Here is a 14,872-nt window from a genome sequence, read left to right on the forward strand (position 1 = left end):
GATCCGTCAGCCGCCCTTCCTGCCCGAGGTGCCCCTGCGTGACCGTTGACCACCTGAACGAGCTGCTTCTCGAGTCCGCCGTCATCCTGCTCGTCGCCGTCGGCGCCGTCAGGCTCTCCACCCGTACGGGACTGCCGTCACTGCTGCTGTACCTCGGCATCGGCGTCCTGCTCGGCCAGAACGGCATCGGCATAAGTTTCAACAACGCCGAACTCACCCAGGTCCTGGGCTACGCGGCCCTGGTGGTCATCCTCGCCGAGGGCGGACTCAAAACCAGCTGGAAGGCGATCAAACCGGTCGTGCCGGCAGCCGCCGTGCTCGCCACCGTGGGCGTCGCCGTCTCGGTGTTCGTCACCGCCGCCGGCGCGCACTGGCTGGTCGGCCTGGAGTGGCGCACCGCGCTGCTGCTCGGCGCGATCGTCTCCTCCACCGACGCCGCCGCGGTCTTCTCGGTGCTGCGGACGGTCCCGCTGCCCAAGCGCCTGACCGGCCTGCTGGAGGCCGAGTCCGGCTTCAACGACGCGCCCGTGGTGATCCTGGTGGTGGCCTTCGCCACCACCGGCGAACTCGACTCCTGGTACGTGCTGCTCGGCACCATCGCGCTGGAACTGGTGATCGGCGCGGCCGTCGGCCTCGCGGTCGGCAAGCTCGGCGCGTACGCGATGCGCCGGATCGCGCTGCCCTCCTCCGGCCTGTACCCGATCGCGGTGCTCGGCCTGATCGTGCTCGCCTACGCGGGCGGCGCGCTGCTGCACGCCTCCGGCTTCCTGGCCGCCTACCTCGCCTCGGTGATCCTCGGAAACTCCAAGCTGCCGCACGGCCCCGCGGTGCGCGGCTTCGCCGACGGACTCGCCTGGATCGGCCAGATCGGCATGTTCGTGCTGCTCGGCCTGCTGGTCACGCCCGCGACCATGGGCTCGGCGATCATTCCGGGCCTGGTGGCCGGCACCGTGCTGGTGTTCGTCGCCCGGCCGCTGTCGGTGATGGTCAGCATGACGCCGTTCCGGATCCCCTGGCAGGAGCAGGCCCTGCTGTCCTGGGCCGGTCTGCGCGGCGCCGTGCCCATCGTGCTCGCCACCATCCCGCTGGTGTCCGGCGCGGCCGACGCCCAGCAGCTGTTCAACGTGGTGTTCATCCTGGTCGTGGTCTTCACCCTGCTCCAGGGCCCGACCCTGCCGATGGTCGCCCGCTGGCTGAAGATCGGCGAGGGCGACCTCGGCCAGGACCTGGGCATCGAGTCCGCCCCGCTGGAGAAGCTGCACGGCCACCTGCTGTCCGTGCAGCTGGCCGCCGGCTCCCGGATGTCCGGCGTCGAGGTCTCCGAACTGCGCCTGCCCAAGGGCGCCGCGGTCACCCTGGTGGTCCGCGAGGGCTCCAGCTTCGTGCCGGACCGGATGACGGTGCTGCGCGAGGGCGACGAACTGCTGGTGGTCACCACCGACGAGGTCTCGGAGGCCGCCGAACACCGGCTGCGCGCCGTCGACCAGGGCGGCAAGCTGGCCGGCTGGCTGCACAATGCGGAGGCTTCACCTTCCGTTCCCAGAAAGAAGGCGGGCTGAGCCGCTAAGCTGAAGGCAGAAACCCCGATTCCCCCGCATCTGCCTGATGCAGAGTCGGCGCGACCGCTCGGCGGCCGGGCCCCGAGGCATTCCGCCCGGGCCCGGTAACAACCCCGGTCGACGCGCGAGAGGACGACTCTCGGCGCCGGTCCCGGTCCCATCTGCACGCCCGGTCCCGCGCTACCAGGCAGCAGAGAGGACCGACCGTGGCGGCTCGCCGACCGGTCGACGACCCCACTGGCAGCACCGGCTACGGAGCCCTGCTGCGCACCCCCCGTGCCTGGACCTTCCTGCTCCCCGCCCTGGTCGCCCGACTGCCGTACGCCATGCTCGGCCTCGGCATCGTGCTGCTGGTGCGCGACACCACCGGCTCCTACGGCCTGGCCGGCGCGGTCGCCGCGACCGCCGCCGTCGCGCAGGCCCTGATCGGCCCGCAGACCGGCCGACTCGCCGACCGGCACGGCCAGGCCGCCGTGCTGGTCCCCGCCGTCCTGGTGCACGCCGCCGCGGTGGGCGCGCTGATCGCGCTCGCCCACGGCGGCGCCCCCGACTGGACGCTGTTCCTCGCCGCCGCCCCGGCCGGCGCGTCGGTGCCGCAGGTCGGCGCCATGGTGCGGGCCCGCTGGGTGCACCGGCTGAACGAGCGGCCCGCGCTGCTGAACACCGCGTTCGCCTTCGAGTCCGTCACCGACGAGTTCACCTTCGTGGTCGGCCCGGTGCTGGCCACCGGCGTCGCCACCGCGGTGAACCCGTCCGCCGGGCTGATCGCCGAGGCCGCCCTCACGGTGCTCGGCGGCCTGCTCTTCGCCGCCCGCCGCGGCACCGCCCCCTCCCCCACCGGCCCCGCCGAACCCGGCCGCCGCCAGGCCTCCGCGCTGGCCTCCCCCGGCGTCCGCCTGCTGGCCGGCGGCTTCCTCGGCCTCGGCACCGTGTTCGGTGCGCTCCAGGTCTCCATCACCGCCTTCGCCGAGGACGCCGGCACCCCGGGCCTCAGCGGCGCGGTCTACGGCATCTTCGCGGCCGGGTCGATGGTCGCCGGCGTGCTCTACGGCCTGATCCCCTGGCGCAGCTCGGCCCGGCAGCGGATGCTCGCCTGCTACGCGCTGCTGGTGCTCGGCTGCTCCGCGCTGTGGGCGATGCCGAACCTGGTCTCGCTGTCGATCGCCGGCCTGTTCTGCGGCCTGGCCATCGCCCCCACCCTGATCACCGGCTACACCCTGGTGGAGACGCTGGTCGCAGACGGCGCCAAGACCGAGGCGTTCACCTGGCTGACCGGCGCGATCGGCCTCGGCCTGGCGGTCGGCTCCACCGCGGCCGGGCAGCTGATCGACCACTCCGGCCCCTCGCTGGGCTTCACCGTCCCGCTGATCGGCTCCGGCCTGGGCCTGGTGGCGCTCGTCACGATGCGCCACCTGCTGCTCGCCCCGGCCCCCGTCACCCGTACCGTGGCCAGGGGCGGCGCGGTCGAACAGCCCGCCGGCGCCGCCCGGCACGGCTGAGCCGCTGGACTCCACCAGCGGAATGCCGCATCATGGACCGTCGTTAGCACTCATAGCGTGAGAGTGCCAGGGGGAGTGCAGGAGGAAGCGGAAAGTGCCCACGTACCAGTACCAGTGCACCGAGTGCGGCAACGGCCTCGAGGCGGTGCAGAAGTTCAGCGACGACGCGCTGACCACGTGCCCCGACTGCCAGGGGAAGCTCCGCAAGGTCTTCTCGGCCGTGGGTGTGGTCTTCAAGGGCTCCGGCTTCTACCGCACCGACAGCCGCTCCAGCTCCAGCAGCTCGGTGGCCTCGTCCTCGTCGACCTCCGGCTCCTCGACCTCGTCGACCTCGTCGTCGGCGTCGTCCTCGTCGTCCTCGTCGAGCAGCAGCTCGGCCCCGGCCGCGAGCTGACCGTCCGAAGCATCGCCGCAGGCCCCGCCCGGTTCGACCGGGCGGGGCCTGCGGCGTCGTGCGGGGTGGTTACGCGGGTTCCTCCGGACGGTGGGGCGGGGCGGGTCACGGGGTGTGCTCCGAACGGCGCAGTGGCTCAGCCCTGCGGGTGACGGCGGTTTTCCACAGGGCGGGGTTTTCCACAGGCTGCGGATATCCGCGGGCGGGGGTGGACGGGCGGCCGCAGGATGGCTGCCGCGGCCTCGACCGGGGCCGCCGCTCCCCAGGAAGGGCCTGCCGCCATGACCGCTTTCGTGCTCCCCCCGTTGCCCGCCGCGCTGGTGCCGCCGCGCCGCGAGGTGCCCGATTTTCCGCCGATCCGGGGCACCGCGCGGGGCCGCCACCGCTTGCGGCAGGCCGTGCGCCGGCGGCCTGGCGTGTTCGCGGTGGCCTGTCTGGCGGTGGCGGCCGCGTTCACCTCGGGTCCGCTGCGGCCGGCCCCGCCGCCCGGCCCCGGGGCCGGCGAATGCCCCCGGGCGTCAACCGGAGTGCCGTGAATTCACCCGTGACCTCTGCATACGGACAGCGTTCGACGCGGCATGAAAGGCTTCAAGAATTTCCTGCTCCGCGGCAACGTGGTGGACCTGGCCGTCGCCGTCGTCATCGGCGCGGCGATCACCAACGTCGTCAACGCGTTCGTCAAGGGCATCATCAACCCGCTGCTCGGCCTGATCGGCACCAAGGACCTGAACAGCTACGCGTCCTGCCTCCGGGGCCCGTGTTCGATGGACGCCAGCGGCAACGTGACCTCCGGCATCTTCATCCTCTGGGGCTCGGTGATCAGCGCGGTGATCAGCTTCATCATCATCGCGGCCGTCGTGTACTTCCTGATCGTCCTGCCGATGAACCACTTCCTGGAGAAGCGCAAGACGCCGGAGGAGGAGGCGATGGAGGTCGAGGTGAGGGAGGTCCAGCTGCTCACCGAGATCCGCGACGCGCTGGTCCGCCGCTGACGGCTACTTCTCCCCGTGGTGCGGGGGCCGCTGGTCGAGGTACCAGCTCAGCCCCCGCCCGCCCTGCGACTCTCCCCAGCCGCGGTCGGTGTCGTCACTGGTCTGCTGCTCGAACGGGTCCTTGAAGACCAGTCGCGGCTTGGGCTTGTTCTCGTCCTGCTCGGTCATCCGTCCACTGTAGAACTGCCGGGCGCCCCCGCGGGGACGCCCGGACAGGCCCTGGCTCAGGCGGCTTCGAAGCCGGCGTGGTCGGCGATCTTCTTGAGCTCGGCCAGCGCGTGCTTCTCGATCTGGCGGATCCGCTCGCGCGTCAGACCGTGCTGCTTGCCGACCTCGGTCAGCGTCCGCTCGCGGCCGTCCTCCATGCCGTAGCGGCTGCGGATGATCGACGCGGTGCGGTCGTCGAGGCGGCCGATCAGGTCGTCCAGCTCCTCGCGGCGGAGCATCACCAGCACGGCGTCCTCCGGCGAGACGGCGCCGGTGTCCTCCACCAGGTCGCCGAACTGGGTCTCGCCCTCGTCGTCGACCGCCATGTTCAGGCTGACCGGGTCACGGGCCCAGTCCAGCACGTCCTTGATCCGCTGCTCGGTGGTGTCCAGCTCGGCGGCGATCTCGGACGGCTCGGCCTCGCGGCCCAGCTCCTTGGACTTCTCGCGCTGCACCCGGCGGATCCGGCCGAGCTCCTCGACCAGGTGGACGGGCAGCCGGATGGTGCGGGACTGGTCGGCGATCGAGCGGGTGATCGCCTGACGGATCCACCACGTCGCGTAGGTGGAGAACTTGAAGCCCTTGGAGTAGTCGAACTTCTCCACCGCGCGGACCAGGCCGGCGTTGCCCTCCTGGATCAGGTCGAGCAGCGGCAGGCCGCTTCGCGGATAGCGGCGGGCGACGGCGACCACCAGGCGCAGGTTGGAGCGGATGAAGACGTCCTTGGCGCGCTCGGCGTCGTCGGCTATCACCCGGAGCTCCTCCGCGCTGACGCCGTCGAGCCGCTCCTCCTCGTCCAGCAGGTGCTGGGCGAAGACCCCGGCCTCGATGCGCAGGGACAGCTCGACCTCCTCGGCGGCGTCGAGCAGGGGCGTCCTGGCGATCTCGTCGAGGTACATGCCGACCAGGTCGCGGTCGGCCTCGAGGTTGGTCGGTCGGGCGGTGCGGCTCCGATCGGCCCTGTCGCGTACGACGGCACGGGTGGCCATGCTTGCTCCCTCACTGACGGTGCCGGGGGCTCCGTTCCGCCGCCTGGCACAACCGTGTGGGCCATTTCCCGGCTCACACGTAACGATCCAACGCACAGAAATCGGACAACATTCCCAAGTGGCTCAGTTTTTCGTGAGCGATGCAGTATCCTGCCGATTTTCATCCGATCGATACACGCAGCGTGACACGAGTCGCACACCGCGCGTCCACCGGACGCCACCGAACCCGCGCGGGGCCTTCGCGCCACATCCGCACAACCGATGCCGAATCGCTATCGCCGGACCCCGGGTTCGCCTCCCGGCGCTGGGAAGGTCTCTGTCATGCACCAGTCCAACGATGGTTCCCCGGCGGCCGACCGCCCCCCGGCCGGCGACCGCGGCGACCGCCGCTCTCCGGTTCAACGCCGGACCCTGCTCGGTTGTGCCTGGATCGGCCTGACGAGCCTGCTGCTGTTCACGGTGCTGCTGATCCTGGTGAAAGCCGACTGGTCGCCGCTGTCCCGGCTGGACCACGGCTGGGTGGCGGCGCTGCACCGGTACGCGCTGCGGCACCCGGTGTGGACGGCCGCCATGCAGACCCTGGCCGACCTGGGCGCGCCGTGGACCATGCGCGCCCTGCTCGGCGCCGCCGCGCTGTGGCTGTGGTGCGTGCGCGCCCGGGTGCTGGCCGGGTGGGTGCTCGCGGTGTGCCTGCTGGGCTGGGCGGCCAGCGCGGGCGGCCGGGCGCTGATCGGCCGACCCCGGCCGCACTTCGTCGACCCGGTCGCGGTGGGCTCCGGCGCGGGCTTCCCGTCCGGGCACGCGATCGCTTCCGCGGTGACCTGCGGGGCCCTGCTGGTGCTGCTCCGGCCGCGCGCGGACCGGGTGGTGCGGGCGGTGGCGAGCACCGGCGCGGCGCTCACCGTGCTGGGCGTCGGCTGGACCAGGCTCGCGCTGGGCGTGCACTACCCCAGCGACGTGCTGGCCGGCTGGGCGGCGGCGGCCGTGGTGCTGACGGGGGCCACGCTGGCGGTGGAGCTCTGGCGGCCGGGCCGGCTCGGCCGGGACGTCCGCCGACTGCACTGGCGGCTGCGGTCCCGGGTGCAGCGGGTGCTGGCCGCCCCGCTGCCGGCGGAACCCGCCACGGAGCCCGACCCGGGCCGCTCCTGACGGTTCGTGAGCAACGTCACACTCCGCATCCGGGCGCTCCGGGGCGCGGGAACGGACGTGGGCGGCATTCCGCATGTTTCCGGGCGGAAACGGCGCTCGGCGGTCGACCCGCCGCCGCGCCCGGACGCCCGCCGCCACGAGCCGGGCGGGCCCCGGTCCGGCACTCGACTCCCCATCGGGTGCCGAGTTACGGCAGACTTCTGCGGCTGGGTGCACCCTGCAACCGGCAGTCGGCGGACGGACCAGACCGTTCTCCCGCACTTCTCCTGAACTTTTCCCACGCAACGCCGGACGGGCACCGATCGACGGGGGGTCCGATGACCATGCACACCGCGGACGGCCCGACCGACCCGTACGATCCGTACGCCCAGCAGCGCGGCCCGTACCCGCAGCAGGGCGGCCCGTACCTCCCGCAGGACCCGCCGACCATGCAGCTCGGCCGGATCCCCGACCAGTACGACCAGTACGAGCAGGTCGGCCACCCGCCGCCCCCGCCGCAGCCCCCGGCACCGGTGCCGCCGCCGCGGGCGGGCGAGGAACCGGCCCCGGAGCCCGAGGCCGCCAAGCCCGCCGCGTCCACCGCCCGCAACGGCCTGATCATGGCGCTGGGCTCGCTGGCGTCCCGCGCGCTGGGCTTCGTGCGCAGCGCGGTGATCGTGGCGGCGCTGACCACCGGCCCGGCCGGTGAGGCGTTCAACGTGGCGAACTCGCTGCCGAACATCGTCTACATGATGCTGATCGGCGGTGTGCTGGCCTCGGTGTTCGTGCCGGAGCTGGTGCACGCGATGCAGACCCACAAGGACGGCGGCCAGGCCTACACCGACCGGCTGCTGACCCTGTGCGGGACGATCCTGGTGGTGCTGACGCTCGGCGCCTGGCTGTTCGCCCCGCAGATCGTCGACCTGTACTCCAATTTCGACGGGGTGCAGCACGAACTGGCGGTCACCTTCGCCCGCTACTGCCTGCCGCAGATCTTCTTCTACGGCGTGTTCACCCTGCTCGGGCAGGTGCTGAACGCCCGCGACCGGTTCGGCGCGATGATGTGGACCCCGGTCCTGAACAACGTCGTGGCGATCGGCGTGTTCGGCGGCTACCTGGCGATGGGGCACCACGCGTACCAGGCCGACGAGGTGAGCAGCAGCGACGCGCTGCTGCTGGGCCTCGGCTCGACCATGGGCATCGTGGTGCAGGCCGCCGCTCTGCTGCCCTCGCTGCGCTCGGCCGGTTTCACCTTCCGGCCGCGCTTCGACTGGCGCGGCGCTGGACTCACCCGGCCGCTGCGCGCGGCGGGCTGGGCGCTGGCCCTGGTGGCGGCCACCCAGCTGTCCTTCGCGGTGATCACCAGCCTGAGCACCGGCGCGGGTCAGGCGGCGCACGACGCGGGCATCCCGGGCGGCCGCGGCTTCTCCGCCTACAACAACGCCTACGCGCTGTTCGTGGTCCCGCAGGGCGTGATCACGGTGTCGCTGGTGACGGCGCTGCTGCCGAGCATGGCGCGGTCCGCGACGGCGGGCGACTACCGGAAGATCGGCGAGGACCTGTCGGCGGTGCTGCGCTCCTCGGCCGCGATGGTGGTGACCGCCGCCGTGCTGTTCTTCGCGCTGGGCTCGCAGATCGCGATGGCCGCGTACGGCTACGGCTCCGGCAGGACCGTGCACGACGACGCCATGGTGGTGGGCCTGCTGCTGATGGCCTTCGCCATCGGCCTGCCCGCCTTCTGCGCCCAGTACGGCCTGGCCCGCGGCTTCTACGCGATGGGCGACGCCAGGACGCCGTTCTGGCTGACGCTGGTGTCCACGGGCACGAACGCCGCGCTGTGCTGGGTGGCGTACGAGACGCTGCCGCTCCAGAACAAGGTGATCGGCATGGCGGTGGCGCACACCGCGGCCGCCGTCCTGTCGGTGGTGGTGACCGGCGTCGCGCTGGGCCGCCGACTGGCGAAGGGCGCTCCCCCGGCCGCCGCGCCCGCCCCGGCGAACGCGGACCTGGACTCGACGATGGTGCTGCGCACCGACGCCTTCGCGCCGGGTGCGAACGCCACCGTGGACCTGGGCGTGCGGCGCGGGCGGCGCGGCAGCGGGCTGGAGGGCTTCCGGCTGGTCACCCTGCACCTGGGCCTGATCGTGGCGTGCCTGCCGGGCGCGTTCGCCGCGCACTGGCTGGCGGGCCGGTTCGGCGCGAGCCTGTTCGGCAGCCTGGCGGGGCTGGCGGCGGGCTCGCTGGCGGTGCTGCTGTCGCTGTTCGTGCTGGCCCGTCCGCTGGGCGTGGGAGCGTCGGTGGCGCCGTTCGCCCGCAAGCTGCGGATCCCGTACCCGACGCCGGCGCCGGCCGGCGGGGGCAAGCACCGACGGTAGGCGACGCCCTGCGGCGGCGTCGAGCCGCCGGGCCGCGTTCCGGGCCGATGGCGCCATGACGGGTGCCGCAACCGGCGAGCTCGGTGCGGGCGGGGGCGGCGACCCGTGAAGCGGCGGGGGCGACTGTCATTTTCGTGCCAGGCGGACATCTGTCACCTGCGACGAGGTCCGGCGGGGGCCGGGGTTTGTCACGCTGGAGGGATGTACGCGATCCGCCTGGAGCTGATCCCGCCGCGGCCCGTCCCGGGCCCCGCGACGGAGGCCGGAGCCGGTCCGGTGCGGCTGGCCCTGATGCAGCTGCCGCTGGACGGGGCCCAGGTGTGCCACGCCCGGGTGCTGTACGGCTCGGACGGGCTGGCCGCGGTGTGCTTCCTGACGGCCCCGTCGCTGCTGGACGCGGAGCGCGCGCTGCGGGCGGGCACGGACGCGCTGGTGGGGCCGGGCGGGCCGCTGGCCGGCTGGGCGACGGTGCGCTGCGAGGCGGATCCGTGGATCGCCCTCGGCATGCTGCCGGCCCGCGCGCGGAGCTGACCGCCCGCCCGAGCGCCGGACTGCCGGACCGGCCGGCCGCCGAACAGGTCGAGCAGCCCGACACCCCCGTCCGGGTGCCCGGCGGGCGAAACACCGCGGATCTCCCGGGCCGAAGCTGCCGGTCGGAAACAATGGGACGTCAACTCACCGCGGCGTAGGCTTCGTTGTCCGAATGCTGTCGAACGGCGCAGGCGCAGCCTTCGCCGCAGTGGAGACCGGAGACCCCGCGTGACCCCCAGCACCGCTCAGACCCCTGCCAAGGTCGACTTCTACTTCGACCCGGCCTGCCCGTTCGCCTGGATCACCTCGCGCTGGATCCTGGAGGTCCAGCAGCTCCGGGAGCTGGACCTCAGGTTCCGGGTGATGAGCCTGTACGTCCTGAACGAGAACCGGGACCTCCCCGACTGGTACCGCGAGCTGATCGACCGTTCGCTCTCCCTCACCCGGATCTGCGCCGCCGCCGCGGCTCAGCACGGCGAGGAGGTGCTCCCGGCGCTGTACACGGCCATGGGCACCCGCATCCACAACCACGACAACAAGGACTTCCGGGCCGTCGCCGTCGAGGCCCTCGCCGAGGCCGGCCTGCCCGCGGAGCTGCTCGCCGCCGCGGACACCGACCAGTGGGACGAGGCGCTGCGCAAGAGCCACCACGAGGGCATGGACCCGGTCGGCGAGGACGTCGGCACGCCGACCATCCACATCGACGGGGTGGCGTTCTTCGGGCCGGTGCTGAACTCGATCCCCCGCGGCGAGCAGGCCGTCGCCATCTTCGACGGCGCCCGGGCCCTGGCGGGCTTCCCGGACTTCTTCGAGCTGAAGCGCACCCGCACCGGGTCGCTCAACTTCGACTGACGCATCGACACCCGTATCGACCGTATCGACGAGGAAGAGGAGACCCCCTGATGGCGACCACCATGAGCGCCGGAGAGTTCCTGGCCCTGCACGATCGCCCCGAGCCCTCGGATCCGCTGGTCCTCCCGAACGTGTGGGACGCGGTCAGTGCCCGGGCGTTCGCGGACGCGGGCTTCACCGCCCTGGCCACCTCCAGCTCGGCGGTCGCCGCCGTCCTCGGCCACCGGGACGGCGAGGACACCCCCGCCGACGAGATGTTCGCGGCGGTCGGGCGGATCGTCCGCTCGGTCGACGTCCCGGTGACCGCCGACATCGAGGCCGGTTACGGGCTCGCCCCGGCCGAGATCGTCGAGCGGCTGCTGGAGGCCGGGGCCGTCGGCTGCAACCTGGAGGACTCCGTCGCCGCCACCCGGCAGCTCAAGGACCCGGACCGGCACGCCGACTGGCTCGCCCAGGTGCGGGCCGCCGCCGGCGACCGCCTGGTCCTGAACGCCCGGGTCGACACCTTCCTGTTCGGCGACCGCTCGGTGGAGTCGACGGTCAAGCGCGCCGCCCTGTACATCGACGCGGGGGTCGACGTGATCTACCCGATCCTCGCTCCCGCGGACCTGCTCCCCGAGCTGGCCGCCGGCATTCCCCGCCCGTTGAACGCCCTCTGCCACCTGGACACCACCACTCCCGCGCACCTCGGCGCCCTCGGCGCCTCCCGGGTCAGCTACGGCGGTTCGCTCCAGCAGCGCGACGCCGCCGATCTCGCCGTCCTGGCCCGGCGCATCGCCCCGCAGTAACCGCGCCCGGACGTCGCAGACCCTCCGCCCGAGCCGGGCGGAGGGCCTGCGGCGTGTGCGGCCGTCTCAGTCGTGGTCCCCGCGCGGCGCGGACAGCGCGCTGCGGGGGCGGCGGTCCGGCGCATCGGCCGCGGCGGGGAAGGCGACGAGGCGCACCTCGTCCATCACCACGGTCGCCCGGCCGGTGATCTCCGCCAGTTCGTCGAGGAAGCGTTCGATCCCGGCGGGGCTGTCGACGACGGTGACGACGATCGGGACGGCGTCCGTCAGGCTCAGCAGCCGCGTGCTGTGGAGGCGTCCGTCCGGGCCGATGCCTTCGACCGCCCGGACGGCGTGGGCGTACCCGATTCCGGCCTGCTTGGCGCGCCGGACGATCTCGTGGCCGAGCGGGGTGCGCCGCCAGAGGGTTCCGTCGGGGAAGGAGATGGTGAGGCGGGTGGCCGGCGATGTGGTCCAGGTGTTCGGGTGACCGGCGTCCTCGGCGGTCGGTTCCAACGGTCGCACAGCCCCTCCCTGCCAGCGGCCACCCTGCCGGATGCCGGAACGGTGTCTTCCATGCTTCGTCAGCCCGCCCCGGGAGGGCAAGTGCACCATGGGAGGTGCACCATCGGGCAGCTCGAAGGTGCAGGCCTCAGGTGCACCTACTCCGACGGCGCGTCCCTGGCAGAGGATCGCCGCGTGAATATCGAGATCGAACGGAAGTTCCTGGTCACTTCCCTTCCCGAGCAGGCGGCGACGGCCGACCCGGTGCCCGTCCGGCAGGGCTACCTCGCCCGCGGGACCGGCGTCGCCGAGGTCCGGGTGCGGCAGCAGGGCGCGGAGTTCAGCGTCACCGTCAAGCAGGGCAGCGGACTTGAGCGCATCGAGTACGAATCCCCGCTGACGCCGGCCCAGTTCGAGGAGCTCTGGCCGGCCACCGACGGCGCCCGGGTGGCCAAGCGGCGCAGCGCGATCGCCCTCCCGGAGGGCGTCGCCCATCTCGACGTGTTCGAAGGGCACTTGGCGGGCCTGATGACGGTCGAGGTCGAGTTCGCGGACTCCGCGGCGGCCGCGGAGTTCGTGCCGCCGGCCTGGTTCGGGCGCGAGGTCACCGGCGAGTCCGCGTACGCCAACCAGAACCTCTGCGCCGCGGATCCCCGGACGGCCGAGGACGCTCCGGCGCCCGCCGTCGAGCGGACCCTGGTCCTGCTCAAGCCGGACACCGTGACCCGCGGCCTGGTGGGCCGGATCATCGCCCGCTTCGAGGACGCCGGCCTGCGGATCGTCGGGGCGAAGATGCGGTGGATGGACGCGGATCTCTGCCGTCGCCACTACTTCGACCTGGCGGAGCGGCACGGGGCGGAGGTCTACGCGATGACGGCCCGGTTCATGCAGCAGGGGCCGGTGATCGCGCTGGCGCTCGAAGGCTTCGACGTGGTGACGACCCTGCGGAAGATGCTGGGCGGCGCCTTCCCGAGCGAGGCGGCCCCGGGCACCATCCGGGGCGACTTCTCGCACCACAGCCCGTCCGCGACGGCCGCCACCGGCAAGGGCGTCGCCAACCTCGTCCACGCGTCGGCGAACCGGGCCGAGGCCGAGCAGGAGATCCAACTCTGGTTCGACAAGGGGGAGATGTTCGACTATCCGACGGCGGCCGGAGCCTTCAGCCGCTGAGTCGGCGGCGGGCCGCCGGGAGCCCCGTGTGGATCCTGTGTCGCTCTTGCGCGTAATAACGGATGGTGTAACGATCGTCACAAGGTGGGTGTTTGACGCGAACACGCCGGGGGTGTGGCAGTGGTGGGTGTGACATGACGACTCTTCCGGTCCACCGGCCCGCAGAACTGCCGCACCAGCCCCCGCTGTCAGCCGCGAGCCCCGCCCCGTCGCGGGCATGCGCACCTCGGTCACGCATGCTCCCGACCGCCGCGCGCCGGCCCGACCGGCCGCGCGCGGGCAAGTCGCCCTGCCGAACCACCGGCCAACCACCAGTCGGCGTCCACCAAGTGCACTTACCGGAAAGCGCTTGGTCATCCCCAGGACGATGAGGGACACGTGTCTTACCCAACACCACACAACGTCCAGCCCGGGCTGGAACCGACAGGCCAGGGCGCCCCACGCGCCGGTGGCCTGTCGGTCCTCTGGCTCGCGCACGACGACATCTCCTACTACGGTCTGCCCACCCTGCTGAGACAGGTCCCGGCGATCGGCCGGGCCAGGGTGCTGCGCGGGGCGGACGAGGCACAGCACCTGCCGGACAACGAGCAGTTCGACGTCTACGTGCTGCCCCTGAGCTCCCGGGTGGACACCCTCGGGCCGGTCCTGCCGCACCACCGCAGCCGGACCAAACTGCTGATCACCCTTCCCAACGAACAGCGCGCACGCCTGATCCAGGCCATCGCCCAACCCGCGGACGGCTACCTGCTCGGCTCCGACCTCACGGTCGCCGACCTGCAGGACACCTTCGAGAAGCTGATCAGGGGCGAAATGCCGCTGCCCGCCTCGATGGCCCGTGAACTGATCGCCCAACGCGGCCGGTCCGGGAACCTCCGCAGCCCCGGCCGACTCACCGAACGCGAGCGCGCGGTCCTCACCCTCCTGGTGCAGGGGCAGGGCAACCAGCAGATCGCCAGCTCGCTCGGCATCTCCATCCACGGCGCGAAGCGCCATGTCTCCAACCTGCTGGTGAAGTTCGACTGCAGCAACCGGACCGAGATGGCCCTGGCCGCCGTCGACCTCGGCATCGTCTCGGCCCCCTGAGTCCCGGCCCGTCCCGCCTGGTGTCGGCCGTTCACAAGTGCGGCTACCAGGTGGGACGAGCCGAGACTCCGCCGTCGACGACCAGGTTGTGCCCGCTGATCCAGGCGGCGAGCGGTGAGGCGAGGAAGACGCAGGCGTTGGCCACGTCGGTCGCCCGGCCGAGCCGCCCGAGCGGTGCGGCCCGTTGCCAGCGCTCCACGCCTTCGGGCCAGTCCTCGGCGAGGCCGTCCCGGTCGATCAGCCCGGGCGAGACGCTGTTGACGCGGACTCCCGCCTCGCCGTACTCCAGCGCGGCCGCCCTGGCGTGCATGATGATCGCCGCCTTGGACGAGGCGTAGTGCGCGTGCTGCCGGGCCGGCTGGGTGCCCTCGATGGACGCGATGTGGGTGACCGATCCCCCGTCCTGTCCGCGCATGACGGCGGCAGCCGCCTGGGTGCAGGAGAAGACGCTGCTCAGATTGGTGTCCACCACGGCCCGCCAGTCGGCGAGTTCCATGCCGGCGAGGTCCTGGGTGGGTTGCAGCCCCGCGTTGTTGACCAGGGCGTCCAGTCGGCCGAACCGCTCGACCGTGGCCTGCACCAGGCGCCGGCACTCGTCCTCCCGGCCCAGGTCGGCGCCGACGGCGAACGCCTCGCCGCCGTCGTCCTCGATCGCCCGCACGACGGCTCCGGCGCCGGCCGCCGCCGTCCGGTAGTGCACCACGACCTTCGCGCCGGCCAGCGCGAACTGCCGGGCGACGGCCCGGCCGATCCCGCCCCCGGCGCCGGTCACCAGGGCGACCTGACCGCTCAGGTCGGGAAGCGCAACGGCGGGTGTCACGG

15 protein-coding genes are annotated in these 14,872 nt (G+C 72.7%); 11 read left to right on the top strand and 4 right to left on the bottom strand.

Features of this window, described 5'->3' with window-relative positions:
* Positions 1–38: 38 nt before the first annotated feature.
* The 4 genes from ACI1MP_RS16720 to mscL all read left to right on the top strand — a co-directional run bounded on the left by ACI1MP_RS16720 (position 39) and on the right by mscL (position 4,444).
* The gene (locus ACI1MP_RS16720) at positions 39–1,559 is read left to right on the top strand and encodes a potassium/proton antiporter (protein ID WP_380338033.1); all 1,521 of its coding nucleotides are present in this window, start codon (positions 39–41) and stop codon (positions 1,557–1,559) included.
* A 206-nt stretch (positions 1,560–1,765) separates the two neighbouring features.
* A complete protein-coding gene (locus tag ACI1MP_RS16725) occupies positions 1,766–3,058 on the top strand; it encodes an MFS transporter (RefSeq protein WP_380338035.1) in 1,293 nt (430 codons plus the stop codon).
* A 94-nt stretch (positions 3,059–3,152) separates the two neighbouring features.
* The gene (locus tag ACI1MP_RS16730; RefSeq protein WP_404868932.1) at positions 3,153–3,452 is read left to right on the top strand and encodes an FmdB family zinc ribbon protein; all 300 of its coding nucleotides are present in this window, start codon (positions 3,153–3,155) and stop codon (positions 3,450–3,452) included.
* A 578-nt stretch (positions 3,453–4,030) separates the two neighbouring features.
* Complete coding sequence (gene mscL / locus ACI1MP_RS16735) at positions 4,031–4,444, top strand: large conductance mechanosensitive channel protein MscL (RefSeq protein WP_043915706.1); 414 nt, start codon at positions 4,031–4,033, stop codon at positions 4,442–4,444.
* Between the two features lie 3 nt (positions 4,445–4,447).
* Here mscL and ACI1MP_RS16740 read toward each other — a convergent pair whose 3' ends face one another.
* Positions 4,448–4,612, bottom strand: a complete 165-nt coding sequence (locus ACI1MP_RS16740; protein WP_167349413.1) for a hypothetical protein — start codon at positions 4,610–4,612, stop codon at positions 4,448–4,450.
* A gap of 56 nt (positions 4,613–4,668) precedes the next feature.
* A complete protein-coding gene (locus tag ACI1MP_RS16745; RefSeq protein ID WP_380338043.1) occupies positions 4,669–5,640 on the bottom strand; it encodes a sigma-70 family RNA polymerase sigma factor in 972 nt (323 codons plus the stop codon).
* Positions 5,641–5,961: 321 nt separating this feature from the next.
* Here ACI1MP_RS16745 and ACI1MP_RS16750 point away from each other — a divergent pair, with 321 nt between their 5' ends.
* The 5 genes from ACI1MP_RS16750 (at position 5,962) to ACI1MP_RS16770 (ending at position 11,314) form a co-directional block, all read left to right on the top strand.
* Positions 5,962–6,789, top strand: a complete 828-nt coding sequence (locus ACI1MP_RS16750) for a phosphatase PAP2 family protein (RefSeq protein ID WP_404868933.1) — start codon at positions 5,962–5,964, stop codon at positions 6,787–6,789.
* A gap of 317 nt (positions 6,790–7,106) precedes the next feature.
* On the top strand, positions 7,107–9,143 hold the full coding sequence (gene murJ / locus ACI1MP_RS16755) for a murein biosynthesis integral membrane protein MurJ (RefSeq protein ID WP_404868934.1): 2,037 nt from the start codon (positions 7,107–7,109) through the stop codon (positions 9,141–9,143).
* 201 nt (positions 9,144–9,344) lie between these two features.
* Entirely contained in the window at positions 9,345–9,674 is a 330-nt protein-coding gene (locus tag ACI1MP_RS16760; RefSeq protein WP_380338050.1) for a hypothetical protein, read from the top strand.
* Positions 9,675–9,902: 228 nt separating this feature from the next.
* Complete coding sequence (locus tag ACI1MP_RS16765) at positions 9,903–10,526, top strand: DsbA family protein (RefSeq protein WP_100587414.1); 624 nt, start codon at positions 9,903–9,905, stop codon at positions 10,524–10,526.
* A gap of 50 nt (positions 10,527–10,576) precedes the next feature.
* On the top strand, positions 10,577–11,314 hold the full coding sequence (locus tag ACI1MP_RS16770; RefSeq protein ID WP_380338053.1) for an isocitrate lyase/phosphoenolpyruvate mutase family protein: 738 nt from the start codon (positions 10,577–10,579) through the stop codon (positions 11,312–11,314).
* A gap of 66 nt (positions 11,315–11,380) precedes the next feature.
* On the opposite strand, the gene ACI1MP_RS16775 is transcribed toward ACI1MP_RS16770, so the two are convergent.
* Complete coding sequence (locus ACI1MP_RS16775) at positions 11,381–11,818, bottom strand: DUF190 domain-containing protein (protein WP_157815639.1); 438 nt, start codon at positions 11,816–11,818, stop codon at positions 11,381–11,383.
* A gap of 675 nt (positions 11,819–12,493) precedes the next feature.
* On the opposite strand from ACI1MP_RS16775, the gene ACI1MP_RS16780 reads away from it, so the two are divergent.
* Together ACI1MP_RS16780 and ACI1MP_RS16785 are read left to right on the top strand one after the other, a co-directional pair.
* On the top strand, positions 12,494–12,967 hold the full coding sequence (locus ACI1MP_RS16780; protein WP_229847615.1) for a nucleoside-diphosphate kinase: 474 nt from the start codon (positions 12,494–12,496) through the stop codon (positions 12,965–12,967).
* A gap of 378 nt (positions 12,968–13,345) precedes the next feature.
* Complete coding sequence (locus ACI1MP_RS16785) at positions 13,346–14,050, top strand: response regulator transcription factor (RefSeq protein WP_052509757.1); 705 nt, start codon at positions 13,346–13,348, stop codon at positions 14,048–14,050.
* Positions 14,051–14,093: 43 nt separating this feature from the next.
* Here ACI1MP_RS16785 and ACI1MP_RS16790 read toward each other — a convergent pair whose 3' ends face one another.
* Positions 14,094–14,870, bottom strand: coding sequence for an SDR family NAD(P)-dependent oxidoreductase (locus ACI1MP_RS16790; RefSeq protein ID WP_404868935.1), 777 nt, complete (start codon positions 14,868–14,870; stop codon positions 14,094–14,096).
* Positions 14,871–14,872: the final 2 nt, after the last annotated feature.

The sequence above is a fragment of the Kitasatospora griseola genome (genome assembly GCF_044999035.1).
GTDB lineage: Bacteria > Actinomycetota > Actinomycetes > Streptomycetales > Streptomycetaceae > Kitasatospora > Kitasatospora griseola.